This window comes from Calorimonas adulescens, assembly GCF_008274215.1.
Taxonomy (GTDB): domain Bacteria; phylum Bacillota; class Thermoanaerobacteria; order Thermoanaerobacterales; family UBA4877; genus Calorimonas; species Calorimonas adulescens.
On sequence record NZ_VTPS01000009.1, the window covers coordinates 64520 to 90175 of the forward strand.

General features: G+C 40.5%; 33 protein-coding genes and 1 other annotated feature. All 33 genes read left to right on the forward strand.

The genetic code is table 11. The features are described 5' to 3' along the window. The first annotated feature begins 4 nt into the window (after positions 1-4). The 33 genes from FWJ32_RS07100 to ileS all read left to right on the forward strand — a co-directional run bounded on the left by FWJ32_RS07100 (position 5) and on the right by ileS (position 25650). Positions 5-1510 carry a phage portal protein gene (locus FWJ32_RS07100; protein WP_149545268.1) on the forward strand — a complete coding sequence of 502 codons (1506 nt, stop codon included), beginning with the start codon at positions 5-7 and terminating at the stop codon, positions 1508-1510. Then, entirely contained in the window at positions 1470-2069 is a 600-nt protein-coding gene (locus FWJ32_RS07105; protein WP_203227622.1) for an HK97 family phage prohead protease, read from the forward strand. Before FWJ32_RS07100 ends, FWJ32_RS07105 begins: the two co-directional genes overlap by 41 nt. Positions 2070-2081: 12 nt before the next feature. Next, positions 2082-3539 (forward strand): phage major capsid protein, encoded by a 1458-nt coding sequence (locus FWJ32_RS07110; RefSeq protein ID WP_149545269.1) that lies wholly within the window; start codon positions 2082-2084, stop codon positions 3537-3539. 46 nt (positions 3540-3585) lie between these two features. Beyond that, positions 3586-3915 (forward strand): DUF2190 family protein, encoded by a 330-nt coding sequence (locus tag FWJ32_RS07115; RefSeq protein WP_149545270.1) that lies wholly within the window; start codon positions 3586-3588, stop codon positions 3913-3915. Beyond that, positions 3915-4229 (forward strand): hypothetical protein, encoded by a 315-nt coding sequence (locus FWJ32_RS07120; protein ID WP_149545271.1) that lies wholly within the window; start codon positions 3915-3917, stop codon positions 4227-4229. The genes FWJ32_RS07115 and FWJ32_RS07120 overlap by 1 nt, the downstream gene beginning before the upstream one ends. 2 nt (positions 4230-4231) lie before the next feature. Beyond that, entirely contained in the window at positions 4232-4852 is a 621-nt protein-coding gene (locus FWJ32_RS07125; protein WP_149545272.1) for a phage tail protein, read from the forward strand. A gap of 1 nt (position 4853) precedes the next feature. Then, positions 4854-5384: a hypothetical protein gene (locus tag FWJ32_RS07130; RefSeq protein WP_149545273.1), complete on the forward strand. Its 531-nt coding sequence runs from the start codon at positions 4854-4856 to the stop codon at positions 5382-5384. Between the two features lie 15 nt (positions 5385-5399). After that, the gene (locus FWJ32_RS13485; protein ID WP_203227623.1) at positions 5400-6182 is read left to right on the forward strand and encodes a phage tail sheath protein; all 783 of its coding nucleotides are present in this window, start codon (positions 5400-5402) and stop codon (positions 6180-6182) included. 177 nt (positions 6183-6359) lie between these two features. After that, on the forward strand, positions 6360-6854 hold the full coding sequence (locus FWJ32_RS13490) for a hypothetical protein (protein ID WP_203227624.1): 495 nt from the start codon (positions 6360-6362) through the stop codon (positions 6852-6854). After that, positions 6851-7363: a phage major tail tube protein gene (locus FWJ32_RS07140; protein WP_149545274.1), complete on the forward strand. Its 513-nt coding sequence runs from the start codon at positions 6851-6853 to the stop codon at positions 7361-7363. Before FWJ32_RS13490 ends, FWJ32_RS07140 begins: the two co-directional genes overlap by 4 nt. A gap of 30 nt (positions 7364-7393) precedes the next feature. Next, positions 7394-7699 carry a phage tail assembly protein gene (locus FWJ32_RS07145; protein WP_149545275.1) on the forward strand — a complete coding sequence of 102 codons (306 nt, stop codon included), beginning with the start codon at positions 7394-7396 and terminating at the stop codon, positions 7697-7699. Between the two features lie 156 nt (positions 7700-7855). Further along, on the forward strand, positions 7856-9778 hold the full coding sequence (locus tag FWJ32_RS07150) for a phage tail protein (protein ID WP_149545276.1): 1923 nt from the start codon (positions 7856-7858) through the stop codon (positions 9776-9778). Beyond that, on the forward strand, positions 9765-9980 hold the full coding sequence (locus FWJ32_RS07155; protein WP_122014492.1) for a tail protein X: 216 nt from the start codon (positions 9765-9767) through the stop codon (positions 9978-9980). The genes FWJ32_RS07150 and FWJ32_RS07155 overlap by 14 nt, the downstream gene beginning before the upstream one ends. A gap of 5 nt (positions 9981-9985) precedes the next feature. Further along, complete coding sequence (locus FWJ32_RS07160) at positions 9986-10897, forward strand: phage late control D family protein (protein WP_149545320.1); 912 nt, start codon at positions 9986-9988, stop codon at positions 10895-10897. After that, on the forward strand, positions 10897-11088 hold the full coding sequence (locus tag FWJ32_RS07165) for a hypothetical protein (protein ID WP_149545277.1): 192 nt from the start codon (positions 10897-10899) through the stop codon (positions 11086-11088). Before FWJ32_RS07160 ends, FWJ32_RS07165 begins: the two co-directional genes overlap by 1 nt. 11 nt (positions 11089-11099) lie before the next feature. Continuing rightward, on the forward strand, positions 11100-11651 hold the full coding sequence (locus tag FWJ32_RS07170; protein ID WP_149545278.1) for a phage tail protein: 552 nt from the start codon (positions 11100-11102) through the stop codon (positions 11649-11651). A gap of 8 nt (positions 11652-11659) precedes the next feature. Beyond that, a complete protein-coding gene (locus FWJ32_RS07175) occupies positions 11660-11965 on the forward strand; it encodes a GPW/gp25 family protein (RefSeq protein ID WP_122014496.1) in 306 nt (101 codons plus the stop codon). Further along, positions 11962-13089, forward strand: a complete 1128-nt coding sequence (locus FWJ32_RS07180; protein WP_149545279.1) for a baseplate assembly protein — start codon at positions 11962-11964, stop codon at positions 13087-13089. The genes FWJ32_RS07175 and FWJ32_RS07180 overlap by 4 nt, the downstream gene beginning before the upstream one ends. Then, the gene (locus tag FWJ32_RS07185) at positions 13090-13641 is read left to right on the forward strand and encodes a phage tail protein I (protein WP_149545280.1); all 552 of its coding nucleotides are present in this window, start codon (positions 13090-13092) and stop codon (positions 13639-13641) included. A gap of 9 nt (positions 13642-13650) precedes the next feature. Further along, positions 13651-15150: a hypothetical protein gene (locus tag FWJ32_RS07190; RefSeq protein ID WP_203227625.1), complete on the forward strand. Its 1500-nt coding sequence runs from the start codon at positions 13651-13653 to the stop codon at positions 15148-15150. Between the two features lie 11 nt (positions 15151-15161). Continuing rightward, positions 15162-15371, forward strand: coding sequence for a hypothetical protein (locus FWJ32_RS07195; protein WP_149545282.1), 210 nt, complete (start codon positions 15162-15164; stop codon positions 15369-15371). A gap of 25 nt (positions 15372-15396) precedes the next feature. Continuing rightward, a complete protein-coding gene (locus FWJ32_RS13700; RefSeq protein WP_275266277.1) occupies positions 15397-15528 on the forward strand; it encodes a hypothetical protein in 132 nt (43 codons plus the stop codon). A 69-nt stretch (positions 15529-15597) separates the two neighbouring features. Next, positions 15598-16677, forward strand: coding sequence for a S8 family serine peptidase (locus tag FWJ32_RS07200; RefSeq protein WP_162523553.1), 1080 nt, complete (start codon positions 15598-15600; stop codon positions 16675-16677). Positions 16678-16699: 22 nt separating this feature from the next. Then, positions 16700-16930, forward strand: coding sequence for a hypothetical protein (locus FWJ32_RS07205; RefSeq protein WP_149545284.1), 231 nt, complete (start codon positions 16700-16702; stop codon positions 16928-16930). Positions 16931-16934: 4 nt separating this feature from the next. After that, positions 16935-17654: an N-acetylmuramoyl-L-alanine amidase family protein gene (locus FWJ32_RS07210; RefSeq protein WP_149545285.1), complete on the forward strand. Its 720-nt coding sequence runs from the start codon at positions 16935-16937 to the stop codon at positions 17652-17654. A 2-nt stretch (positions 17655-17656) separates the two neighbouring features. Then, positions 17657-17995 (forward strand): hypothetical protein, encoded by a 339-nt coding sequence (locus FWJ32_RS07215; protein WP_149545286.1) that lies wholly within the window; start codon positions 17657-17659, stop codon positions 17993-17995. A 660-nt stretch (positions 17996-18655) separates the two neighbouring features. Further along, on the forward strand, positions 18656-19882 hold the full coding sequence (locus FWJ32_RS07220) for a biotin/lipoyl attachment domain-containing protein (protein WP_149545287.1): 1227 nt from the start codon (positions 18656-18658) through the stop codon (positions 19880-19882). Beyond that, positions 19879-20568 (forward strand): YggS family pyridoxal phosphate-dependent enzyme, encoded by a 690-nt coding sequence (locus FWJ32_RS07225; RefSeq protein ID WP_149545288.1) that lies wholly within the window; start codon positions 19879-19881, stop codon positions 20566-20568. The genes FWJ32_RS07220 and FWJ32_RS07225 overlap by 4 nt, the downstream gene beginning before the upstream one ends. A gap of 21 nt (positions 20569-20589) precedes the next feature. Further along, entirely contained in the window at positions 20590-20994 is a 405-nt protein-coding gene (locus FWJ32_RS07230; RefSeq protein ID WP_149545289.1) for a cell division protein SepF, read from the forward strand. Positions 20995-21027: 33 nt separating this feature from the next. Beyond that, positions 21028-21300 (forward strand): YggT family protein, encoded by a 273-nt coding sequence (locus FWJ32_RS07235; RefSeq protein WP_238988821.1) that lies wholly within the window; start codon positions 21028-21030, stop codon positions 21298-21300. Between the two features lie 13 nt (positions 21301-21313). Next, complete coding sequence (locus FWJ32_RS07240; RefSeq protein WP_149545291.1) at positions 21314-22054, forward strand: YlmH family RNA-binding protein; 741 nt, start codon at positions 21314-21316, stop codon at positions 22052-22054. 19 nt (positions 22055-22073) lie between these two features. Then, the gene (locus FWJ32_RS07245; RefSeq protein ID WP_203227626.1) at positions 22074-22532 is read left to right on the forward strand and encodes a DivIVA domain-containing protein; all 459 of its coding nucleotides are present in this window, start codon (positions 22074-22076) and stop codon (positions 22530-22532) included. 61 nt (positions 22533-22593) lie between these two features. Continuing rightward, positions 22594-22804: a binding site (T-box leader), on the forward strand. Between the two features lie 68 nt (positions 22805-22872). Beyond that, entirely contained in the window at positions 22873-25650 is a 2778-nt protein-coding gene (gene ileS, locus FWJ32_RS07250) for an isoleucine--tRNA ligase (RefSeq protein WP_149545292.1), read from the forward strand. Positions 25651-25656 lie beyond the last annotated feature (6 nt).

The following is a 25656-nucleotide window of genomic DNA, read 5'->3' on the forward strand; positions in this document are numbered from 1 at the left end:
CAATTTGAATTGGTTAGATAGAGCGATATCCATTTTCAGCCCTGCTTGGGCATATAAACGGGTAGCATGGCGAAATGCGCTGAGGAGTTTTTATGATTCCGGGGGAACAGATAGACTAAATTCAGGTTGGACCACCATAAACGCTACCGCAGAACAGACAAACCAAGGGCAGAGAGATACAATTCGGGCAAGAGCCCGGGACCTTGAAAGGAATGCCGATTTTGCGGAAAGTATAATAAATTCTTTTGAGCGTAACGTTGTAGGGACAGGAATACGAGTTCAGGCTAAAGTTGTTGATATTGATGGGAATGAGGATGATAAATTAAATCAGCAGATTGAGGACTTATGGGAAGAATGGTGCCGAGCACGCAATTGTGATGTGACCGGCCAGCAGTCTTTTATTGAGATGCAGCAGATGGCCGTGCGTCGGCTAATAGTTGATGGTGGGATAATCTTTGTAAAAGCATATACAAATACCGGTCCGGTGCCGTTCAGCCTGCAAGCTCGGGAAGTGGATGACCTTGACACTTCTTTGAATGGTTTACCCGGGGCAAGCGGGAACAGGATTGTCGGTGGAGTTGAACTTGACAAATATAACCGGCCTGTAGCTTATTGGCTTAAACAATATACCCCTGATGGTTTCTGGAACGGAAAATCAGAAAGGATACCCGAACAGAGGGTAATTTTTTTGTGGCGCAAGACTAGGCCCACGCAGATTAGGGAGGTCTCTCCCATGGCAAAAACATTGCCGAGGGTGAGAGACACTAACGAATTTATCGAAGCGGTTTCTGTAAAAGAAAGAATACTGGCTTGCCTTTCAGCGTTTATAGTAAAGAATAACCCTAGTATGAATAGTATTGGCCGCAATGTTAAAGTCGATACAAAAATTGAATATCCGATGAAAACTTTAACGCCAGGCATGATCTATGAATTGCAGCCAGGGGAAAGTGTTCAGACAGTTGCGCCATCCGGTCAGCCGAGCAATGCAAAAGAGTTTATAGCAATCCAGCAACGTCTTGCCGGTTCCGGCCAGGGTCTATCTTATGAAACTGTATCCCGTGATATGTCTCAGGTCAATTATTCCAGTGCTCGCCAAGGGCTTCTGGAAGACCAGCGCACTTACATGATGTGGCAGCAGTTCCTCATTGAGCATTTTTGCCGGGAGGTTTACACCGAATTTGTTATATCAGCGGTCCTTTCCGGTCAGCTCAATATTCCCGATTTCTGGCAGGACAAGCGACGGTATCTAAAGCATGTCTGGATACCACCCGGATGGAGCTGGATTGACCCGCTCAAAGAAATAAACGCTTACAAAATAGCACTTAACACAGGCCAAGATACACTGGCCAGAATATGCGCCGAAAGGGGCGAGGATTGGAGGGATGTCTTAAAACAAAGGGCTAAAGAGTATGAGTTTGCGAAATCATTGGGTCTTGATTTATCAGTCTTAACAGGAGGTGAAAAAACAGGTGGGACACAACAAACCCAAAACTGGAATACAGCAGAATAGAACATTCGATATGGCCATAAGAGCGGTGAAAGCGGATGAAAGGCGCGTCACCGTTTCTTTTTCCTCGGAATTGGCGGTCAACAGATGGTATGGGGTAGAAATACTCCAGCATGATGAGGGCAATGTAAATCTTGAAAGGCTTAACAACATTGGGGTTGCCCTTTTCAACCATGATAGAAATTATGTGCTGGGGAAAATTGAGAATGCCAGACTTGCGGCTGATGAAAAACGGACCTATGCCGATATAGTTTTTGACACTGACCTTGATGCGGATCTGATATACCAAAAAGTTCAAAATGGGACCCTGAAAGGTGTATCCGTAGGATATTCCGTAGATGTTTGGGAGGAAGTTGCTCCCGGCAAGACATCCAGTAATGGCCGCTTTACCGGTCCTGCATATGTGGCTGTAAAATGGACCCCGTTAGAAATATCTATCGTTTCTGTCCCTGCTGATGATACAGTTGGTGTGTGGCGAAATATGGAAGATGATACACTGGAACCTAACAATTCAATAAGTATCTTCGAAAGGCAAATACAAATCAATAAAAATTTTATATAGGAGGTTGTGAAATTGAACAAAAAAGAATTGCTTAAGGCAAAAGTATTAAAGCAGCAAGAGATTGTCAATGGAGCCAGGGCTGCTGGGCGGGAATTAACCGCAGAAGAACAGGCAGAGTTTGATACATTGCAAAGAGAAATCGATGCTCTTAAGGCAGAAATAGCGAAAGATGAAGGGAACACTCAAACACAGATAGAAACAGAAAGAGCTATTCAAGCTGAAAGGCAACGTGTATCAGAAGTAATCGCCATTTGCAGAGATTTCGAGGAAGATCCAAGTGAATATATCAAATCGGGTGTCACAGTTGAACAAGTGAGAGCAAAAATCCTTGAGAAACTCAAAACCGAAAGAAAACCATCGCCGGCCCCGGTGCCCGATGTAAGGATTGAGAAAGAAGAAGCCGACAAATTCAGGGCAGCAGCTTCTGACGCAATACTGCTGAGGGGTGGAATAAAGCTTGATAAGCCTGCCGACGGTGCCAAAGATCTCAGAGGAATGAAGCTTCGTGACCTGGCTATAGAGTGTCTTTCCAGAGCAGGGAGGCCCAACGCTCATCGCCTTGATAATGATACCCTATTCCGGGAAGCACTGAGTCCTGACAGCCAGTTTGCCAGCATACTCTCCAATGCTGTCAATAAAACCATGGCCACTGCATACAATGCCGCAAGGCCCACATACCAAGTATGGACCGGCAGAGGGAGCAATCCCGACTTTAAGGCTGCAACACATTACCAGATTTCCGAAGCCGGCGAGCTTGTGAAGATGACACAATCTGGTGAATTCAAATTTGATGAAATGACTGACCAGGGAGTATCCAAGGCTGTGGCGACTTTTGGTAGAGAATTTGGCATGACCAGGCAGGCATTGATAAATGATGATATTGGCGTACTAACCAGAGTCCCTGAAGCATATGTGAGGGCCGCATCCAGAGGCATAAACAAATTGGTGTATCAAATGCTTGGAAGTAACCCGGCCATTTATGACGGTATTGCCCTGTTCCATGCGAACCATAAAAACCTAGCTTCCAATGGCGGAGCAATAGCAACTGCTACTGTTAGCGCAGGCCGGGCGGCCATGAGGAAGCAGAAAAACCTAAGAGGCAAAGAGACTCTCAATATCGGGCCTGCTTTCTTGATCGTTCCCGCTTCTCTTGAGACACAAGCCCAGCAATTCATTGTATCTATAGCAGATCCCACGGGGGTCAATTCGAATGTGGCGAACGTCTTCCGGAATTCTCTGACCATTGTGGCCGATGCTGAACTTGATGACTACAGCGAAACTTCCTGGTATCTTGCGGCTTCTCCCGCTGATATAGATACCATTGAGGTGACATATTTGAATGGGAACGATATGCCGATCCTCGAGAGCCAGGTTGGTTTTGACTTTCTGGGCATCAAGTGGAGGATTTACATCGACTACGGTGTAACGGTTCTTGACTACAGAGGACTCTACAAGAATCCTGGCGCATAAATGATTTATGCGCCTTTCAAATTTTGATTAGGAGGTATAAGACATTATGGCAAAAGGGACATATATTCAGAAGGGTTATATTATCGACTTTACAAACAGCACTGGCACCGATATAGCCTATGGTGACGTTGTGCCAATAGGGGCAAGGATAGGTATAGCTGCTGAAGACATTGCAAAAGATGCAACAGGCTCGCTGAATGTTTCAGGAGTATTCGAACTGCCCGCTGATAATACTGCGGCTTTTGCGGTTGGCGATGAAGTATACTGGGATGACGCTGGGAGCAAGCTCACCAAAACCGCAGGGGCTATAAAAGCAGGTTGGGTAATAGAACCAAAAGCCCAAGCAGGAACCACAGCGAAAGTGAAGATTGACTGATGAGCTTCAAAGACACTGTTCAATCAGACCTTAATGTATTTTTTAATCTTGACGAATTTGCTGAAACCCGCACAATAGACGGCAGGGCCCTTAATGTTATTGTTGACAATGATCGTCTTCAGCAGAGGTCACAAAAAGAATATGACGGTATAAGCGTAGGGGAAATATTGTTTTACGTAAAGGCTTCGGAGTTCGGGGAGCGCCCGGAACAGGGCACTCCCATGATTTTTGACGGGCGGCAGATGTATGTTTTTGACTGTAGGGAAGATGACGGGGTATATGAAATAATTCTACAGCAAAATAGAGGTGTTTAGTCATGCCAAAGGGCGGCATAATTGTAGACACAAAACAGCTTGACAGACTGACAATAGAGCTGAAAGGTTTTGAGAAGGAAGTTGGGGAAGCCGCTTACCATGCGCTAAACAGGACAATAGACCATGTCATAACCCAGGTGGGGCGCATAGTGCCGAAAGAATATGCCATCAAAGCCAATGATGTAAAGGAATCCTTTAAAGGTGGCATAAAACGGCCCAGCAAAAATGATCTCACGGCAAGTATTACATCAAAAGGCCATACATTGTCGCTTGCCCATTTCCCGCACAGCCCGCAAATGCCGCCCGCCTCTGGAAGAAAATATAAAGTTAAAGCCACCATCAAACGGGGTAGTAGAAAGTTAATTAATACAGAGCCCAAGCCATTTATTGCGCCAACCGGAGCAAAATCACCGGACAAAGTGCAGTATAATGTTTTTCGGAGGTTGGGGAAAGAACGCCTACCAATAACAGTTATACGGACTCTGTCGGTCCCGCAAATGATAACCAATGAAAAAGTAGCTGAACAAATCCAAAAGGCCGCCCAGGAAAAGCTTGATGAAAGATTGGAACACGAAATCACATACCGCATGACCAGCATTAATAAGAACATAAAGAAGGGATAGAATGTCTACGGTATCGGTTTTAGAAGCACTGCAATCTTTCCTGCAGGAAAAAGTTTCACCAGCCATCAAACTGCAAAAGCCGTCAGATAATAATATTCATGAATATTCTCTAGTCAATCCGGCTATTCACGTAGGGTGGTTGCCTCCTAAAGGATATCTTCCCGAAGGAATGGAATCTGCAATACCCTGCTTAATAGTTGGCCTGGATGATGCCACCGATGATGGCCAGGATTCACAGATAAATATAAGAATCTCTGTAGTTGTTTTTAGCCCGGGTTTTCATACGCCTGGAGAGACTGGCGTCAATTATATCCCTGATTTTAAGGGATATCATGATCTTCTAAACGTAATTGACAGGACCGTTGCGGAACTTATGAAGAATCAAATAATCGATGGCAAAGTGGCAATACAAATGCCCGTCAAGTGGGGAATGTATCAGGAGCAACCATATCCTTACTGGTATGGCTGGATAACATTCCCGGTGAAAAAACAGACATACCCGACGGCGGAAATAGCCCGTCAATTCTTATAAGTGAGGTGAAATAGCTTGTATATTCATGGAGCATATGCCGATCTGCAGCCCACCCAGGATTTAATACCCCCCAAAGGGGTATCGACACTTCCGGTATATTTCGGACGGCTTCCGGTGCATCAGCTTATGGATTATTCCGGGAAAGTGAACAAATCTATATTGGTGCAGAGCTTTTCTGATGCTGTAACAAAAGTGGGCTATAATGACAGCAACTGGGATGATTTCGATCTGTGCGAGGCAATATATGCGCATTTCAAAAATAGCATTCAGGTTATCGGACCTGTCATTTTAGTCAATGTTCTTGACCCCGATACACATAAAACATCGGCTAAGACAGCCAGCGTTACTCTTACCAACGGTCAGGGGTATATAAACAATGACAAAGTAATTCTAAAAACCGTTGCAATTACCGGCAAGGTGTTGGGAACTGATTTCAGTGCGGAATACACCCCCGACGGCACAAAAGTGCTAATTAAAGACCTTAAAGGGACTTTGACATCTCCTGTGGATGTAACCTTTGACGAGGTCAATCCGGCTGCCATAACCGCCACTGAAGTTATAGGCGGAACCAATTCTACTACAGGAGAAAAAACCGGGATATCAGTTGTAGACCTGGTATATCAAACTTACAACATGATACCTACCATTCTTGATGCCCCCGGCTGGAGCCATCATCCCGAAGTTGACGCCGCTCTAAAAGCAGCAGCCCAAAAGATAAACGGGCACTGGTATGCGTTTGTAAACAGCAATCTGGCTGCAGATGCTAATGCGGATACCATTGAAGAAGCGAAGACGTGAAAGTCTACAAATGGTTATACTGGGGCCAATGAAGCCCCCTGCTGGCCGCTTGCTAAAAACGGAAATAGAAAATTCCACCTATCCACACTTGCCACAGTGACCATGCAGTGGGTGGATTATAATAACGACAACATTCCCTATGAGACACCTTCGAATAAGCCGGTGGATGTAACCGGAATGTGCCTTGCCGATGGAACGCCCATAGAGTTTGACCAGGTACAGGCCAATGACTTAAACAGCAAGGGTATCAGGACGCTCACATACTGGGGAGGCCGCTGGGTGCTCTGGGGACCCCATACTGGGGAATATGAATACGGCAAAGACATGGACCCCAGGAATAAATTCGATTCCAGCGTGAGGATGCTTTATTACCTGGTGAACGATTTCCAGAGCCGCTACGGTACCCAGGTAGATAAGCCAATGGATCGAGCAAGAGTCGATACGATACTCAATGACTATCAAGAATTTCTTGATAGTCTTATTAACCGCGGGGCTTTGCTATATGGGACTATCGCTTTCAACGAGACCAGCAACCCCACTAGTGATATCGTGGAAGGTGACTTTGTCTTTAACGTGGCCACAACCACCACACCGCCAGGCAAGAGCATAACTGCAAAGATTGAGTATACCACCCGGGGCATTGATGTATTGTTCGGAGGTGAGCAGGCATGATAATATCCGGGAATGTTATAGCTCATAAACTTTTGGCTGATGGGGTGGAAATTGACGATAACGTATCCTGCCAGCTACCTTCCATAGAGATTCAGACAGGGGAGATAAAAGGCGCTGGTATAATGGGGTCCATTGATATGCCTGTCCCTGGTCAGATTGGGAGCATGACTTTTACCATAAATATGCGGTCAATCAACAAAAACGCTTCAAATCTTGCTAAGCCTGGTACCCAAAACCTTGAACTCCGATTTGTAAGGGATACATTGACGGCCAACGGGCAGATGGTGCCGGAAGGAGCTAAGATATTTATTACCGGCATCAATAAAAAGTATGACCCTGGGAAAGTTGAATCGCCGGCAACGACCATGGATGGGAGCATCGATTTTGAGGTCATAAGATATCGCCAGGTAATAAATGGCGTTGAAACATTGTTGATTGACAAAAGGAACTATATTTACAAGGTTAATGGTGTCGATTATATGAAAAACATCAGGGCGGCTCTCGGTTAAGGGCCGCCTAAATTTTTAAGGAGGGTTATCATGGAAACTTTAAAATTATCAAAACCCATTATGATTAATGGGGAAGAGGTCACAGAACTACCCTATGACTTTGAAAATTTGACGGCAAAGGATAAACTTAACGCCAGCAAAAAGATGAAGGCAGCAGGAATACCTTTAAGCATACCTGAAACGGACCCTGACTATCATTTATACCTTTTTGCGGAAGCGGTATGCAAAGTAAATTCAGCTATAGATATAACCGATATAATGCGGATGAGTGCGAAGGATGCAGATAAGGCTGCCTCTATAGCAAGGAGTTTTTTCTATCTCAATTTGGCGGAATAATCTCCGACCATTTTATAAAGACCGCAATTGCTCAGGTTACTTTAATCACATCCACATCGGCAGAATGGTGTTTTAATCAACCGTTAGTGGATTTCCTTGACTTTTACCATACTTTATGCGAAGAAGCTGAAAGGTTAAGAAGGGAGGCGGCTACCGGTGGCCAGTCAAAAAGAACTTAGAGCGTTGATTACTCTTGCAGGGAAAGTAGACCCATCTTTACAAACTGCTTTAATGAAAGCATCAGCCCAGACGTCGAAAGCATCTCGAACTTTTTCAAAACTCGGCAGCTTTGCGTCCAAAGGTTTAAGCATAATAGGTAAAGCCGCTGCAGTCACCGGAGCTGCGGTTGCTGCCGGAATAGGCACCGGGACAGTTGCCCTTGGCGGATTATTGATGAAGGCCACTGAGACCGGTGATCAGTTGGTAAAAATGCGGGATAAAACAGGGCTTTCAGCAGAGGAATTGCAGCGCCTGCAATATATCTCAAGCCAGGTGGGAACAAATTTTGAGGCACTCCCCCAGGCCATAAGCATTATGACGAAGCAGATGGATGCAGCTAGGAAGGGCAGTAAAGATACCGCAGCCGCATTCCAGGCCCTGGGAATTTCGGTGACAGATGGGGCCGGAAAACTCAGGCCGCAATCCCAGGTATTTCAGGAGGCCCTTGTCCAGCTTTCGAAAATAGAAAATCAGGCAGACAGAAATGCACTGGCATTCAAACTTTTTGGCCGAGGAGCGGCAGAACTATTTCCTATTCTGAATGCCGGGACAGATGAAATACAAAAGCTCGCTGCTGAAGCTGACAAGTTGGGTCTTGTCATGTCAGGTGAGCAGGTTGAAGCTTTGGATAACTTGGGAGATACAATTGATAAGCTGAAGCTTTCAGTAATGGGTCTTGGAAACAGGATTTTGGCGTCTTTGTTGCCCAAAATACAACCAGTAATAGATAAGCTGGTTTCCGACTTACCTGCCATAGCCCCTAAATTATCCAGTGCATTAGGTGGATTTTTGGGCAATATAGCAAATTTATTGCCGGACCTTTTAAATGTGGCTAGTCAATTCGCACAAATACTGATGCCCATATTTGACACCATAGGCAGCACCATGGGTCCCATGCTTGTGAATATCATACAACAGGCTTTGCCCATAGTGATGCAGATTATACAGACTGCAATGCCTTTATTAAATCAAGGTTTCAGCATGCTCATATCTCTTATACAGCCCTTGCTTCCGCTTTTAATGCAGCTGGTTCAGCAAATCCTCCCAATCGCAGCACAGATGATAACGGTTGTATTTTCAGTGCTTCAGCCGATAATACCTGTATTGGTGCAGCTCATTCAGGGTATTTTACCTCCGATCATGCAGATATTGCAGGCTATATTACCATTTTTACAGGCATTAACCCCTATCATTGCGATGGTTGCCACAATAATTAGCTCGCTTTTAACTACCGCTTTAAGTGCGATAATTCCTATATTAACGGAAATAGTTCAGGCATTATTGCCCCCACTTATGCAGATTTTGAACTCTATATTCCCGCTTTTGCAGGCAGTAATACCAATTATTCAATTGCTTGCCAATGTCATTGGTGCTGTTCTGGGGGGAGCAATAAAATTGGTTATGCCAATTATTGAGAAGTTTTTGAGTTTAATTTCTCCGATAGCCAATTTAACATCTAAATTTATAGGCGGTGTTAGTAATGTTATAGGCAGTGTAGGAAAATTTTTGGGCTTTAGTGGCAAGAGTGTAGAACTACAGGCAAATGTATCAAGCTCAATGCCCCGATTTGCTGAAGGTGGTATAGCAACCGAACCCTCGATATTTGGCGAAGCGGACTGGGCAGAAATGGCCATTCCGCTTAAAAGGACCCCAAGAAGCCTGAGCTTATTGAACAAAACCGCTCAAATACTTGGAGCAAAACCTACCGGGAGCAGTATTCAGATAATCTATAATCCCACCATCTATGGTGGAAATCGTGCAGAACTAGAACCCATATTGCAAAAACACAAAGAAGAAATACGGATGATGATAGAAGAAATCGAGCGTGATAGAGCGAGGGTTGCCTATGGCTATAGTTAATTATTTCGAATATACAACGATGCAGGGTGATACTTTCGACATGCTTGCTCTGGATGCATACAACGATGAATTCAAAGCCCATCTGATAATCCAGGCCAATCCACAATATGCCGGTGTGCTGGTATTTGATGCAGGAATAAAGCTAAAAATCCCTATTATTGAGCAGGAAGCCGCCGCAACTCTCCCCCCATGGAAGAGGTGATAGCTTTGCAGCTGATATATGAAGGTAAAGACATAACCGATGCTGTTGAAATTCATAAAGCGGATATAACTGACAATGCCGGGGGGATTGCTGACAGCTTGGAAGTCTGGTTTGATGACCCGGAAGGGTTTTGGAGCCAGTGGAAGCCGAAGAAAAATGATGAGGTCCAAATAAAAGAAGATGGCTTTGATTCCGGCCGCATGTATATAGACGAGCTTGAACAGCAGCGGGGTTTGTTTATTATTCGTGCCCTGGCCATTCCCCAGGATGCTAAAACGGAAAATACCAAGGCCTGGGAAAATGTAAGGTTTCTGGAGATAGTTACTGAATTGGCAAGGAAGTATGGATTCCTGCTGGAGACTTATAACATACAGAATCCTTTTTATGAACGTGTGGATCAATTTGAACAGGCAGACTTCGCTTTTCTGGCATGGCGGTGTTTATTGGAAGGATATATGCTGAAAATAACTGACCGGAAGGTTATTATTTATGATGAGCGGAATATGGAAGCTCAGGCACCAGTTAAAGTCATTTATATTGACGAATTCGATGGAGATTATAGTTTTTTGCAAAAATCAGCATGGATATACGGCGGGTGCCGCATATCTTTCGGAGATATAAAATATGAGTTTAAGCCTTCTGGAGCTTTCGGGCCTGTTTTAAAATTTGCTGGCATATATGTTTCAAGCCATTCGGAGGCTGAGCGATTCGCCAAAAATATCCTTCGTTCCAAAAATAAGTATGAAAATACCGGATACTGCACCATCGAACTTGCTCCCGGGATTGCGGCAGGTAATGTAATACAGATACAGGGAGTAGGCATGGCCGATGGGAAATACTTTTGTGAACAGGTAACTCATAAACTTACCAATAAAAAGACCTTTTTAAAACTCAGGAAACCGCTGGAGGGGTATTGATGGTTTTAAAGGGCAAGGTATCAAGTATAGAATCTTCGGGAATACGGGTTTTATTTCCTGAAAGGGATAATGATGTATCCTGGCCTTTAAAAGCGGCTTCTCATGTTGGAACCCTTCAGGTGGGGGATAATGTTGCGGTGGTTTTCTTTTCAAATAGCATGAACGATGGGCTCATTATAGCTAAGTTTTAGGCGGTGGTTACATGCCTATTGCGGTTTTTGCTAATAAAGTGTTTCAGGTAGACAGCCAGAAAATATATACTTTCAATGATTTCACCATGAGCAGCAGTTTAGAAACAGAGAAACAGGATGCGGCAAACAAAAAACCAAGCACTTATATAAAAGGACCCGATCTATATACGATGAGTATTAGTATTCCTCTTGATGTTTCCATGGGTGTGAATGTCAGAAATGAATACGGAGCATGGAAAGCTCTTGTTGAAGCCGGCAAGCCTTACCCTTTCATACTGGGAGGAAAGCCACTGGGCTCAAATAAGTGGCTTCTCAAGAGTGCTTCATTGAATAATACAGTAATAGATTCAAACGGGAATATTCTTTCGGGGACTATTCAGTTGGAGTTTGAAGAATATGTCCGCCCGGGGAGCGCCCAGACTTCAAAGAGCGCCAAAAAAACTTCATATACTCCAGGTATATCTCTTCCAAAAGTATCGAGTGATATGAATTTACTGGGGTCATCGGATAAGGCTGACATGAAAAGGTCCAATCCCAATATGCTTTCACGTTTACCGGAGTAGGTGATTGAATGGAATACATTATAGATACGTCAAAACCAGCCAATTTGAATTGGGCCGCAAAAGATGCGGAAAGAATAGCGCAAAACGTTAGGAATCTTATATCCACCTGGCGCTATGAGGTAGCATATGACCGAACTTTGGGCATTGACCAGAACATGCTTGATAAGCCCAAGGATACCATCGTGGCTTTATATGTTGCAGAAATATACAGACTGGTGAGCGATTACGAACCCAGGGCGACAGTCAAAGAAGTAAAATTCATCGGTGTGGATGATGAGGGTAATATGCAGTTCAGGGTGGTGATAGAGGTATGAGCGGCATAAATTTTGTTGATGTGGATGCTGAGAGTTTAAAAAACCAGCTCATACAGGATTTCGAAAGTGCATTGGGAGAAACCTTTTATCCAGGTGACGAGCGCCGGATTTTTTTATTGCAAATCTTACCTTTAATCGTGGGTTTGAAAAATGATATAAACGAATCGGCGAAACAAAATCTTTTAAGATATGCCCGTGGTAGTATGTTAGATGCTTTGGGTGAGTTTTACAATACTCCGAGGCTACAAGCACAAAAAGCAACGGTTACATTGAGGTTTACCCTTTCTGGCCCCCAAGCTATGGAAGTAATCATACCAAAAGGAACGAGAGCAACTCCTGATGGCAATATATACTTCGCTACAAATGCGGACTTAGTGATTCCTCCAGGGCAAATTACGGGCGATATAACAGCAGTATCTACTGAAGCCGGGGCAAAATATAACGATTATGCACCTGGGCAGATAAAAACTATTGTTGATCCGGTGCCGTATGTAGCTTCTGTAACTAATATTGATACCAGTTCAGGCGGGGCTGACATTGAGCCCGATGATGATGGGGTAAACATCTGGAGCAGATATCGTGAAAGAATAAGGCTTGCCCCTGAAAGTTTTTCTGTAGCTGGCCCTGAAGGAGCTTATATATATTGGGCAAAAACAGCCGATGCAAATATAATTGATGTTTCAGTGTCCTCCCCATCTGCAGGCACCGTTAAAGTTGTACCGCTTTTGAAAGACGGAGAAATCCCATCCCAGGCTATCCTCGATAAAGTAAGCACTATTGTAAGCTCAAAAGACAAGAGGCCGTTAACTGACAACGTTCAGGTTGCGGCGCCAACCACAGTTTCTTATGATATAACATTGACTTATTATATAGCATTGGAGCGGCAAACCGAGGAAACCATCATAAGAAATGCTATTGAAGGAACCGGCGGTGCTATAGACCAATATAAATCATGGCAGGCGGGAAAACTTGGAAGAGCTGTCAATCCAGATTATTTACGACAACTCATACTTAACGCTGGAGCATTTAGAATTGATATTATAAGCCCAATGTATATCGAAATCAACCCCGACCAGGTAGCCAAAGCCGGTACCGTAACTGTCACTTATGGAGGTCTGATATAAATGGACCTGAAAAATGTTGACCTTCTAAGCCTTCAAACTTCATATATGAAACAGGACCCGACTACACAGGCGCTTTGTGCAGCTTTAAATCCTCATTTCCGGCAGCTGGCCGATGAAGTTAAAGCTTGCTTGATATATTCCCGCATTGATGAACTGGATGATGCTGCACTGGATGAGTTAGCCTGGCAGATGCACGTGGATTGGTATGATTCAACTGCAGAAATTGAAATAAAGCGGAGCCTGATAAAAAATGCTATTAATGTCCATAGATACAGGGGTACGCCTTTTGCGGTTGAGGAAACTGTTAAAACCTATTTTGGAGATGGTGAAGTCCAGGAATGGTTTGAATATGGCGGCCAACCTTATTATTTCAAAGTTATGACTACGAATACCCGGGTCAATACAACGCTGCTTAATCAATTCTTAAAGGTTTTAAACTCAGTCAAAAATGCAAGAAGCTGGCTAGAAGCCGTAGAAATAACGGCCACGGATGAAATGAATTTGTATTTTGGCAATATAGTTCATATAGCCGACTATCAAGAAATAAGGTAGGTGGTTTAAGTGGGAGCTTTTGGGGGCCTTATACTGACGAATAAAGGCAGAAACCTACAGGCCAAAGCCCAGACTGGGGTTCAGATGAACTTCACTAAAATAAAAATCGGTGATGGGAGCCTTAGCGGACAAAGTATCGTAGATTTAACCAGTTTAATCAATACAAAAAAAGAGCTAACAATACTAGGAATCGAGAGACTGACTGGTGGGAAGGCCAAACTTCGAAGCTATTTTACGAATGCGGATATATTGACCGGGTTTTACTGGCGCGAGCTTGGGGTGTTTGCCCAGGATCCAGACGAAGGGGAAATACTTTACTGCTATGGTAACGCCGGAACAAATGCGGAGTATATCCCCGCTGGTGGTGGGCCTGACGTAGTCGAAAGATATATAAACGTAATAACCCTGGTTGGGAATGCTACAAATGTTTCAGCGACATTGGGGTCCGAAATATATGTAACCCAGGCTGATTTTGATAACCATACCGGGAATGCAGTAATGCACGTTACCCAGGTTGAAAAAGATACATGGAATGCCAAGGAAACCCCTGCAGGAGCTCAAGCCAAAGCCGATGTAGCAGAAGCGGCGGCCAACGCATACACGGACCAAAAAGTCGGAGATCTGGCCGGTGCGGGCCGGACTACAGAAACGGTCAAGGGAAATGCGGATGCACTTGCTGCGCATTTGGCCGAAACTATTAAGCAAGGTGTGCATGGTGGTCTGCCAGCTCACAAAAGCACACACGCCATTGGTGGTAGCGACCCGATAACACCCGCCGACATCGGCGCAGTCAACAAAGCGGGAGATACGATGACAGGGAATTTAACTGCTCCTAAATTTATTTCTACCGTTGCTACAGGTACAAGCCCGTTATCTGTCAGTTCCATTACATTGGTTACTAATTTAAATGTGGATATGCTTGACAATTATCATGCTGGTAATTCATCAGGGCAAATTCCCGTGTCTAATGGTACTGTAAATACTAACCTAAACGCAGATTTACTTGATGGGCATGATGGAAGCTACTATTTGCCTGTATCAAGTTATACCGCTTCTGATGTGTTAACCAAAATTAAAACAGTAGACGGAGAAGGTTCAGGGCTGGATGCTGATACATTACGTGGAAAAACTCCTAATGATATATTCCCACCATATACTGTTGGTGATATTGTACTAATTCAAGATGCTTGGACACCAGAAATAAACAGTACCACCCCAACAAAAACTTATGAAAAAAGGATTGATAGAAGTGGCAGTTTACGCATTAAATTTGGTGCAAAAGTTGGTGCTACATCTATTACTGGTTATGCTCAAATATATCGAAATGGTAGCCCTGTAGGAACTTTAAGAAGCACAACGTCTACAACATATGTGACTTTTACAGAAGATATTTCTGGTTGGAATCCAGGAGATTTAGTTCAGCTTTATTGCTATGTGTCTAATAATAGCTATAAAATGTATCTTTATGATTTTACACTATGTGTAGCGAAATTATACAGTTTAGCTTAAGGAGTGAGTTTATGAGGAAGGTTGTTTATACAAATTCAGACGAGCGGGAAGCTATAATTAATAGTGCAGTAAGTAGGGGTGAATACCTTATTGAGGATGCAATAACATCTGAGGGGAAATATCTAATATTTGATACTAAAACATTACAGATTAAATCGCAACCACCAAGCATAGAAAACCGCCTTAAAGCCGTTGAGGATGCTCTTTTAAATATGTTGTAGATAAGTATGTTGTAGAGGTGATAATATGCATGAGTTTTTGAAGAATATGTGGGTCATGAAGCGCATTGATGAAATCTTTCTGCAAACACAGGTTACAAAGGGAAGGATAACGCAACAGGAATATGAAATTATAATTGCTACACCTCAGATTTCATAGGCGTACTTTGTTCAATAGCAAAATTAGCCTCGGTTTATAAGCTGGGGCTTTTATATTGGGGGTGGAATGATGCGATACATCGAAGAAAACCTTAAAGAGTTTACCATTTGTAATATTATTAAATGGCATGAACTTGGTTACACAGGGAAAAGCATTAAAATTGCAGAGATAGAATCATGTAATACTGACGTTTGGTTTTTAAAAGGAAAAGTAAAAGACCCCTTTAATCAAAAGTCAGACATAATAAACTCCCATGGCCAAAAAGTTTTGGATGTAATGAATCAAGTGGCACCCGATGCAGAACTATATATTTTACCCAGCGGAATAATCTCTGAAAGTGGTAAAGTCAGAGGGGCATTTATAGAGAAAACACTGCCTTATATAAAGCAAGAAAAAATAAACATCATAGGGGCAAGCATAGGAGGTTTCGATATAGTTGAACTCAATAAGGCTATAGAAGATGCTAAAGAATATGGATGCATATTTGTAACAAGTGCAGGAAATGAAGATGAGGAAGGATTAAGTGGTTTCGCAAAAAGCAATGTTTGGATCAGTGTTGGGGCGGTGGGCTGGTCCGATCAGACAAAGAAAATACAGCTTAAAAATTATTCTTCCAAGGGAAAGGAATTGGATATTGTCAGTTTCAGCGGATTATATGTAAGAGATGGCCGCATAGGATATGAAGAAAGGACCTTCCAGATGGAGGGGACTTCTTTTAGTTCGCCGATGATTGTGGGTATGATTGCCCTGGTACAGCAATATTTTCTTGAACGAACCGGCAGGACATTATACCAGGATGAAATCGAAAGATTTATGTACGACCACGTTATAGACCTTGGGAATACCGGATGGGATGAAATGTATGGCTATGGCCTTTTTATCTTGCCGAATCCAGCAAATATAGATATTCAAAAATATATTTTTCATAGAGGTGAAACAATCATAAAAGAAAAAAAGACAGTATTAATGGATGCGCCGGCCAAAATCATAGACAATCGATTCTATATTGTTGGAAGGCATTTTACGGAGGCCTTCGGTGGTAAAGTTTTATGGGACCCAGCAAGGCCGAAAGAAGGTATATTTGAGCTGAATGGAAAAAGAGTTACACTGACGGATGGTAGTAAGGAAATGATTATTGAAGATATTTAAAAAATTAACCGGAGGTGGGATTATGCCCGGGGCTGAAATAGCACAATATGGTATTGGCTTTTTCACAATAGCTGGTTTAATATTTTTAGTCAATCAATGGGTAAAACAGCGAGAAAATAATAATATTGCAGCTGTAATCGAAAATAATACAAAAGCCCTAGAGCAAGTATCACAAGTTATACAGAGCATGCAGATTACACTGGCGAGGCAAGAGGCAAAGCTGGATGAACTTTTGGAGAGGGCAAGGAGGTGATTAAATGTCAAAAATATGCATTGACCCGGGCCATGGTGGAAGTGATCCTGGGGCAATTGGCCCGGGCGGAACAAAGGAAAAAGATATAACCCTGGCGGTGGCATTGAAGGTAGGTGAAAAACTGAAAGCGAATGGCCTCGAAGTTGTTTTTACCAGGGCAAACGATAACCCTGGTTTCCCTCAGGACCAACGGCAGAATCTTGCAAAACGAGTTAGCATCGCAAATATGGCAAAAGTGGACCTTTTCGTCAGCATTCATTGTAATTCAGCAGTAGACCAGCAAGCCCATGGCACAGAAACATATTACTATAAACTCGGATATAACGGGGAAAAACTTGCCCGAGCTATTCAAGATGAAATGCTCAAGGCTACAGGATTATATAATCGTGGAGTAAAAACTGCAAATTTCTATGTCATAAAGTATACTCAAATGCCGGCGGCCCTGGTGGAAATGGCCTTTATTTCGAATCCAGCAGAAGAAAAACTTCTTGCCAGCATAGAATTTCAGGAAAAAGCGGTCACAGCAATTGCAAAAGGTATCTGCAATTATGCTGGTATTGAATATCAAGAATTACCTCCCAATCTGAGTCCTTGGGCAAAAGAAGCGTGGATATGGGGAGTAGAAAAAGGAATTATTGACGGAAGCAGACCTAAAGGCACTATCACTAGGGAAGAAGTTATTACCATGATCTACAGAGCAATAAAAAATTTACAGGAGGGTTAAAAATGAACATCGATATCCTTTTCGGAGAGACCTTCAGCGGTCTCATTTTTATTGCAACTTTGGTGTTTGTGGTCACCCAGTATGCGAAAAAGCTCCTGGGTAATTATGTTACTGGTGGTGAGAAACACGGTGACCTAATCGCATTGGCCATAGCAGTTATATACTGTGTGATCACAGGCACCGGTTATCTGCAGGTAAATAAGACGGTGTTTAAGTGGGATTGGGCGGTATATGTAGATCAGGTTTTTAGCGGGTTTATTGTTGCCTATATAGCTTCCATGGAGAGAAATATATTGAAAAAAGCTGGTGTAGTGGATCAAAAGCAAGACACCCCCGGTTGAGACCGGGGGATTTTTTTGTCCGTATGCTTTCATATTTCAATTTTAAGGCAGTTTTTATACCGCTGGCTTTATTTTTTTTTATGAAAAAGCCCCTCTTTTTAAAAAAGCTAATAAACCTGTGCCCAACCATTGCCTAAAGAAATAATAATCCAACCCAAAATACACTAAATAAATGTTTGGGAAAGCCTTCAAGATCTTTTATTTCATAGGGTTTTCTAAAATCACAGTAAACCACAAGAAGTATAAATTTAGAATGGGGTTCTAGAGGCCGTGGGTTCAAGTCCCACCACTCAGACCAGATACTGAAAAAAGACCAGTCTTGGGAGTTTTTTACATGGTAAAAAGTAAAGCGGTCTGAAGGAGTACATATTATAGATGTTGTAACAACCTGATTGATTAAAGATGATTTGACCGCTTTAACATTAATAACATTAATAAAATGTTTACCTTGATATCGCAAAAGTATATAAATACCGCTTTACTTGCAATGTTTGTGTGATTATAAATGCGAATATTAGCGAGTAAAAGCGGTATTTTTGTCGTTTAATTTAAGTATATATATTTTTTAATTTGGCAGTTAAAAGTGGTTAAGACTTGAATTTTTTTGCATAAACGGTAAAATTAATAGTATAAAGTAAAATAAGAAGCAGATGGGATAATATGGTTAAAGGAGAAAATGTAAAGAAAGCAAAAAAGAGGTTAATGCTGGTAGTTATATTCTTCGCTTTATATCTTGTTGTGCTGGTTTACAGATCTGCAGGAAATTCCAGTACAATACGTGTGGTATATGGGAGTGTCAATAGTTCTTATAAAGCTAACGGTATAATATTAAGAAATGAAAGGGTGGTTTATGCTCCTAAAAGTGGTTATGTGATAAGAAAGGTGAACAACGACACACGAGTTCCAAAGGGTTATTTAATTGCACAAATTAGCACGAAGAATGTTGATGATAGTCTTTATAATCAATTGGAAGAGATTAATAATAGAATAAATATGGTTGATGATAAGAACGCTGAATCCTTTTCTTCTGATTTAAACAAAATAGAGGATGAAATATATAAGCAATTAGGAAGTATTAAATCTGATAGTAGAATGAATAAATTTGTTTCAGCTCGAAATGGGGCTAGCAAATTATCACTTTTGATTGAAAAGAAGAACATAATAGCTACCAATAATCCATTATCGACTTATAACCTAGAACAATTAATGCAAGAGAAAAAAAACATAGAAAATCTATTGGATAGCCTATACATAAATTTGAATTCACCCGAAGCAGGCATAATTTCTTATGATATTGATGGTTATGAAAACATCGGTTTTGAACAGGCTTTAAATATCCAATCTATGAACCATGAAAACGTTGCTGAAACTACAAAAAACAAAGATCCCAATATAGTAAATTCAGGAGAGCCAGTATTTAAAGTCATTGATAATTTTGAATGGTATATCGTTGCAAAAATAGATAATGATAAGATGAATTTGAAGGAAGGTGAGAAGGTAAAATTAAATATAGATGGTAACTTGTTGGATGCAGGTATTAAGACAATCAAGCATGGCGAAGAGGGTGATTATGTTATATTTCAATTATCTCAGCAATATGACAAATTTACTAAAGAAAGGTTTATTAGTTTTGAAATAATAAAGAATTCTGCTGAAGGATTATTGGTGCCAGCTGATGTTATAATGAATAAGGACGGGAAGCAATATGTTTATGTTTACAGTGTTGTTGGGATAAAGCAGGTTGAGGTTAATGTGGTATCATCAGATGGTAAAAATGCGGTAGTAGAGAATGTAGACAAATTAGATGGATTAAAAATGTATGATGTTTTGGTGACGGACAAGGAGTTTTTAACAAAACAATTAAGTATAGAGGATGACAGCAAATGAACATTAAGGATAATATATTAAAATTGTTAAATAAGGTTGATGATGTATGCAATGAGGTAGGTGTTAAATCAGAATCAATAAAGATAATTGCAGTTACGAAGAATGTGGGTATAGAAAAAATTATGCAGGCTGTTTCTTGTAATTTGCGTGATCTTGGTGAAAATAGAGTACAGGAGTTTTTAAATAAGTATCAAACACTAGACAATAAAGATGTTAAATGGCATTTAATAGGACATTTGCAGACGAATAAAGTTAAATACGTAGTTGGTCGTATATGTCTAATACAATCCGTAGATAGTATCAAGTTGGCAAATGAGATTAATAAAAAAGCCAAAGAACTTGGAGTCATTCAAGATATACTTATTGAGCTCAAAACCTCTTATGAGGAGACAAAGTTTGGTGTAGACGTAAATCATATTGATGAATTTCTTAATCAAGTAGCGGATTTAAAGAATATTAGAATTAAAGGATTGATGACTATAGCACCTAAGGTTAACTTTGAGGACGAGGCCAGGCCATATTTTGAAATAGCATATAATCAGTTTGAAAAGCTGAAAAACGTTAGACAGGATAACATGGAAATTCAATATCTGTCAATGGGTATGTCAGGTGATTTTAAAGCAGCAATCAAAGAAGGCTCGAATATGATACGTATAGGAACGGCAATTTTTGGAGAGAGAAAATAATAAGGAGTTGTATTACCAATAATGAATAATCTATTAAAAAATCTCATAGATTTTTTTGGATTTGATGGCCAAGATGGTGGAAAAGACGAAGATGCAGGAGAGCCAGTCGAAGACGAGTTTAAAAATTCTTCATATAATAGCAAAGTTGTTGATTTAAATAAACTTAACAGATCAAAGGTTGTAGTATATAATATAAATACCTTTAATGAAGTTACTAAGATATGTGACAATCTAAGACAGAAAAAGATTTCTTTGATAAACATGGGAAAATTATCCCATGAAGAAAGTAGGCGGGTACTTGATTTCGTGAGTGGTGCATGTTATTCTTTAGATGGTAATATACAGAAGATAGATACAAATATATTCATTGTATGTCCACACAATATTGAAATAATAGGTGCCTTAGATACTGAGGATGAAATTTAACAGACAGGTGGTGTTCTTTTGATTCAACAAACCTTGATATTAACTTTTAATATTTTTTTAAATATATTAAATATATTAATATTTATTCGTGTCTTTCTATCCTATATTAGGATCGATTACTACAACCCTATCATACGATTGGTATACGAATTAACAGAGCCTATACTGAGTCCATTTAGGCGGCTATTAATGAACTCAAGTATCTCTAAGGCATTTTTTGTAGATTTTTCGCCGATGATTGCATTGTTATTTATTGATTGTATTGTACGTCCTTTGATTATCAATTTGATTTATATTATTTTTTGACAGGAGAATTGGCATGAACATATCTTATCAGAAAATGGCCGATGATTATATAAAATGGGTAAATAAGCATCAAAAGCCTAAATTTACTAATTTTTTGGACCCAATCGTTAGAGAAGAAATCGAGTATGAGTTAAAAAAATATGAGGAAATAAGTTATAAAGAAGATGGCGGTTATGAAAATGCTGAAAGGAAGGTCGTAGCAATATTTCCTGCTGAGATAAAATTTGATCTACAGTTTCCTATCACTGCTGTTGCAATAACGACTAAAGGAGAACAACAGCTTACTCACAGAGACTATTTAGGTGCTATACTTGGACTTGGACTGGCAAGAGATAAGATAGGAGACATTATAGTAGTTGAGTCAAAGGCCCAGATAATAGTCATGGAGGATATAAAAGACTATATTATAAACAATATAAGTAGAGTTGGTAATCTTTCAGTGACAGCTAAAGAAATAAGTATAAACGAAATAATTCTGCCAGAAGAAAAATATAAGGATATATTTGCAACTGTAAGTTCTCTTAGGCTTGATAGCATAGCCAGTGCCGCCTTTAATATTTCAAGAAGCAAAATGGCTGAATTGATCAGAATAGGAAGGGCAAAGGTAAACTGGAAAATTGTTGATGATGTATCTTATAGTATAAATGTAGGCGATATGATATCCATCCAGGGACGAGGCAGGGCAAGAGTAGACAGTATTGATGGTAAGACCGCTAAGGGTAGGATCAAGATACATATAAAAAGATTTATTTAAATACGAGGTGCGAAAAATTATGTTATCTCCAGTAGATATACAAAATAAAAAATTTAAAAGAACATTCAGAGGTTATAGTGATGAAGAAGTCGATAAGTTTCTTGATGAAATAATTGAAGATTATGAAAGGCTATATAGAGAAAACATGGAACTTAAAGACAAAATAACCAGCTTAAATGATAAACTGAATGATTATAAAAATCTTGAAGATACTTTAAAAAACATACTCATTACAGCGCAACAAACAAGTGACGAAATAAAAAGTAACGCTCGGGTTAAAGCCGAGATGATAATTAAAGAGGCGGAGGAACGAGCGGATAGAATTATTGAAGACAGCAATGCGAAAGCATATGAAATTAAGAAAGAGTACGAAAGGATTAAAAATGAAATGGAGGTATTTAAATCAAAAGTAAGATCAATGCTTGTATCGCAAATTGAAATGTTGGATAGTAATAAGCCTGAAGAAAATCAGGAATGATTTTATATTACTTGACATAGAGTTAATATTTACATATAATTTATAATAACTTAAATAAACATTAAATACGATGAGAGGGAAGAGTAGTTTATCCTGCTTTTTTAGAGAGATGGTGGAAGGTGCAAACCATTAAACAGGATATACGAAAATCACCCTGGAGTAGCAGGCTGAAATACTGCAGTAAGCCTTAGCCGGTTTTACCGTTATATTGTAATGAGTGTTTTCATGAATTTGAAAACATTAGGGTGGTACCACGGCCTTCCGTCCCTTCTAGGGGGCGGATTTTTTAAATATATAAATACTTGTATAAATACTTGCAGATTTACTGAGGAGGTTAATTATGGATTATAATGAAACTTTAAATCTACCAAAGACGTCGTTTCCAATGAAAGCAAATTTACCATCAAAGGAACCTGAGATATTGAAGTTCTGGGATGAGATAGATATTAATGCTCTTGTTTTGGATAAGAACAAAGATAAACCAAAATATATTTTGCATGATGGTCCACCATATGCAAATGGCGATCTTCATCTTGGGCACACGCTTAACAAAATTTTAAAAGATATAATCAATAAATATAAAAGTATGAGAGGCTATAATACCCCATATGTTCCCGGTTGGGATACACATGGTCTACCCATAGAGGCACAGGCAATAAAAAAATTAGGTATAAACAAAAACGAAATTAATCCTGTTGAGTTTCGTAAAATGTGCAGACAATATGCATTGGAACAAGTCGATATTCAAAGGGAGGAATTCAAGAGACTAGGCGTACGCGGTGACTGGGATCATCCTTACCTTACACTAAATCCTGAATTCGAAGCCAAACAAATAGAAATATTTGGCCAGATGGCTGAAAAGGGTTATATATATAAAGGATTAAAACCAGTATATTGGTGTACAACATGTGAAACAGCTCTTGCAGAGGCAGAAATAGAGTATAAGGATGAAACAGCAGACAGCATATATGTAAAGTTTGGGGTTACGGATGACAGGGGATTATTTAGAAAGTTAATAGATGATATAAGTAAGATATACTTTGTGATATGGACAACAACCACATGGACAATACCAGCAAACCTTGCCATTTCATTAAATCCTGAATTTGACTATAGCCTTGTAGCAGCCAATGGAGAGGTTTATGTAATGGCAACTGAACTGGTTAAAAGTGTGCTCCATGATTTGAATATATCAGAGTATAAGATTCTTGGCAGTTTTAAGGGGCAGGAAATGGAGGGAATAAAGACAAAGCATCCTCTCTATGATAGGGATTCAGTGATAATTGTTGGAGATCATGTAACCCTCGATACAGGCACTGGCTGTGTTCATACTGCACCCGGGCATGGTGAAGAAGATTTTATTGTGGGACAGAAATATGGACTTCCAGCATTCAATCCTGTGGATGAGAAGGGATTTTTCAAAGCTGAAGCAGGGAAGTATGCTGGTATGAAATATTACAATGCAAATCGCGAGATAGAAAAAGATTTGGCTGAAGCAGGAGCTCTTCTTGGCAAGAAAAAGATTTTACATTCTTACCCACATTGCTGGCGGTGCAAGAATCCAGTTATTTTTAGAGCTACTGAACAGTGGTTTGCTTCAGTTAAAGGATTCAGAGAAGAGGCATTAAAAGCAATAAAAGAGGTTGAATGGGTTCCCGAATGGGGTGAAGAGAGGATAACCAATATGGTTAAAGATAGGGAAGACTGGTGTATTTCAAGACAGCGCCTCTGGGGTGTGCCTATACCGATTTTTTACTGTCAGGAGTGTGGTGAAGCATTAATAGATAAGGAAACTATTGCTAAAATATCTGACATTTTTAGAGAAAAGGGTTCTGATGCCTGGTTTGAAATGTCACCTGAAGAATTATTACCTGAAGGTAAAAAATGCAGGTGTGGTTCTACGAATTTTAGAAAAGAAACAGATATAATGGATGTATGGTTTGATTCAGGGTCCACCCATGCAGCGGTATTAGAAACCCGGGATGATTTAAGATGGCCTGCCGATATGTATCTTGAAGGATCGGACCAACACAGGGGTTGGTTTCAATCGTCATTATTAACTTCAGTAGCTACCAGAGGAAAAGCGCCATACAGGTCTGTCCTGACCCATGGGTTTGTTGTGGATGGTGAAGGGAGAAAGATGTCAAAATCTCTCGGGAATGGAATAGATCCCGATGAAATTATAAAGAAGTATGGTGCTGAAATTTTACGCCTATGGGTTATTTCTTCTGATTATACATCGGATGTAAGAATATCTGATAAAATACTGGGTCAGCTTACAGAAGTATACAAGAAGATAAGAAATACTATTAGATTCATGCTGGGAAATCTCTATGACTTTGATCCTGATAAGGATATGGTAGGCTATCAAGATATGGAAGAAATCGATAAATGGGCTTTGCTGCGCCTCGAGAGGCTAAAAGATAGAATAAATGATGCATACGAAGGCTATCAATATCATCTTATATATCATTTATTTCACAATTTCTGTGTTGTGGATATGAGTAATCAGTATCTGGACATTATAAAAGATAGACTATATACTTTCAAAGCAAATTCTAAGGAAAGAAGATCAGCTCAAACTGCTTTATACATCATTTTAAATGATATGATAAAATTAATAGCACCCGTACTCAGCTTTACCACAGAGGAAGCATGGGGTTATATGCCTCATAGAAAAGACGAAAATTATGAGAGCGTACAACTTACAGATTGGCCTGAGAAAAATGAGGATTATATAGATATTGAATTGGAAGATAGATGGAATAAAATTATGGATATAAGGGGAGAAGTGACCAGGGCCCTTGAGATTGCGCGTAATAGTAAGATTATAGGACATTCTTTAAACGCAGAAGTCACCCTATACCCCTCAGATGATATTAAAGATACTGTCAATTATTTCTATAATAAGTTAGACACAATATTTATTGTTTCTAAGGTAAATGTATGTAATTATGAGGATGCAGGTGACGATATAACCTATGAGACAGAAAGCCTGAAAATTAAGGTTCAGCAGGCTCCTGGTCAAAAATGCAGCAGATGCTGGGTATATAGTGAGACTGTAGGGCAAGATCCTGAACATCCGGACCTCTGCCACAAATGTATAACTAATTTGTAAGGGTTC

Excerpts from the sequence above, each read along its gene's own strand:
- FWJ32_RS07120 (WP_149545271.1), top strand. The coding sequence starts at position 3,915 with ATGAGCTTCAAAGACACTGTTCAATCAGACCTTAATGTATTTTTTAAT.
- FWJ32_RS07220 (WP_149545287.1), top strand. The coding sequence starts at position 18,656 with ATGGTTAAAGGAGAAAATGTAAAGAAAGCAAAAAAGAGGTTAATGCTG.
- FWJ32_RS07115 (WP_149545270.1), top strand. The coding sequence starts at position 3,586 with ATGGCAAAAGGGACATATATTCAGAAGGGTTATATTATCGACTTTACA.
- FWJ32_RS07225 (WP_149545288.1), top strand. The coding sequence starts at position 19,879 with ATGAACATTAAGGATAATATATTAAAATTGTTAAATAAGGTTGATGAT.
- FWJ32_RS07170 (WP_149545278.1), top strand. The coding sequence starts at position 11,100 with ATGCCTATTGCGGTTTTTGCTAATAAAGTGTTTCAGGTAGACAGCCAG.
- FWJ32_RS07230 (WP_149545289.1), top strand. The coding sequence starts at position 20,590 with ATGAATAATCTATTAAAAAATCTCATAGATTTTTTTGGATTTGATGGC.
- FWJ32_RS07185 (WP_149545280.1), top strand. The coding sequence starts at position 13,090 with ATGGACCTGAAAAATGTTGACCTTCTAAGCCTTCAAACTTCATATATG.
- FWJ32_RS07130 (WP_149545273.1), top strand. The coding sequence starts at position 4,854 with ATGTCTACGGTATCGGTTTTAGAAGCACTGCAATCTTTCCTGCAGGAA.
- FWJ32_RS13700 (WP_275266277.1), top strand. The coding sequence starts at position 15,397 with ATGCATGAGTTTTTGAAGAATATGTGGGTCATGAAGCGCATTGATGAA.
- ileS (WP_149545292.1), top strand. The coding sequence starts at position 22,873 with ATGGATTATAATGAAACTTTAAATCTACCAAAGACGTCGTTTCCAATG.
- FWJ32_RS07215 (WP_149545286.1), top strand. The coding sequence starts at position 17,657 with ATGAACATCGATATCCTTTTCGGAGAGACCTTCAGCGGTCTCATTTTT.
- FWJ32_RS07195 (WP_149545282.1), top strand. The coding sequence starts at position 15,162 with ATGAGGAAGGTTGTTTATACAAATTCAGACGAGCGGGAAGCTATAATT.
- FWJ32_RS07155 (WP_122014492.1), top strand. The coding sequence starts at position 9,765 with ATGGCTATAGTTAATTATTTCGAATATACAACGATGCAGGGTGATACT.
- FWJ32_RS07210 (WP_149545285.1), top strand. The coding sequence starts at position 16,935 with ATGTCAAAAATATGCATTGACCCGGGCCATGGTGGAAGTGATCCTGGG.
- FWJ32_RS07165 (WP_149545277.1), top strand. The coding sequence starts at position 10,897 with ATGGTTTTAAAGGGCAAGGTATCAAGTATAGAATCTTCGGGAATACGG.
- FWJ32_RS07205 (WP_149545284.1), top strand. The coding sequence starts at position 16,700 with ATGCCCGGGGCTGAAATAGCACAATATGGTATTGGCTTTTTCACAATA.
- FWJ32_RS07125 (WP_149545272.1), top strand. The coding sequence starts at position 4,232 with ATGCCAAAGGGCGGCATAATTGTAGACACAAAACAGCTTGACAGACTG.
- FWJ32_RS07175 (WP_122014496.1), top strand. The coding sequence starts at position 11,660 with ATGGAATACATTATAGATACGTCAAAACCAGCCAATTTGAATTGGGCC.
- FWJ32_RS07140 (WP_149545274.1), top strand. The coding sequence starts at position 6,851 with ATGATAATATCCGGGAATGTTATAGCTCATAAACTTTTGGCTGATGGG.
- FWJ32_RS07200 (WP_162523553.1), top strand. The coding sequence starts at position 15,598 with ATGCGATACATCGAAGAAAACCTTAAAGAGTTTACCATTTGTAATATT.
- FWJ32_RS07180 (WP_149545279.1), top strand. The coding sequence starts at position 11,962 with ATGAGCGGCATAAATTTTGTTGATGTGGATGCTGAGAGTTTAAAAAAC.
- FWJ32_RS13490 (WP_203227624.1), top strand. The coding sequence starts at position 6,360 with ATGTGCCTTGCCGATGGAACGCCCATAGAGTTTGACCAGGTACAGGCC.
- FWJ32_RS07145 (WP_149545275.1), top strand. The coding sequence starts at position 7,394 with ATGGAAACTTTAAAATTATCAAAACCCATTATGATTAATGGGGAAGAG.
- FWJ32_RS07245 (WP_203227626.1), top strand. The coding sequence starts at position 22,074 with ATGTTATCTCCAGTAGATATACAAAATAAAAAATTTAAAAGAACATTC.
- FWJ32_RS07240 (WP_149545291.1), top strand. The coding sequence starts at position 21,314 with ATGAACATATCTTATCAGAAAATGGCCGATGATTATATAAAATGGGTA.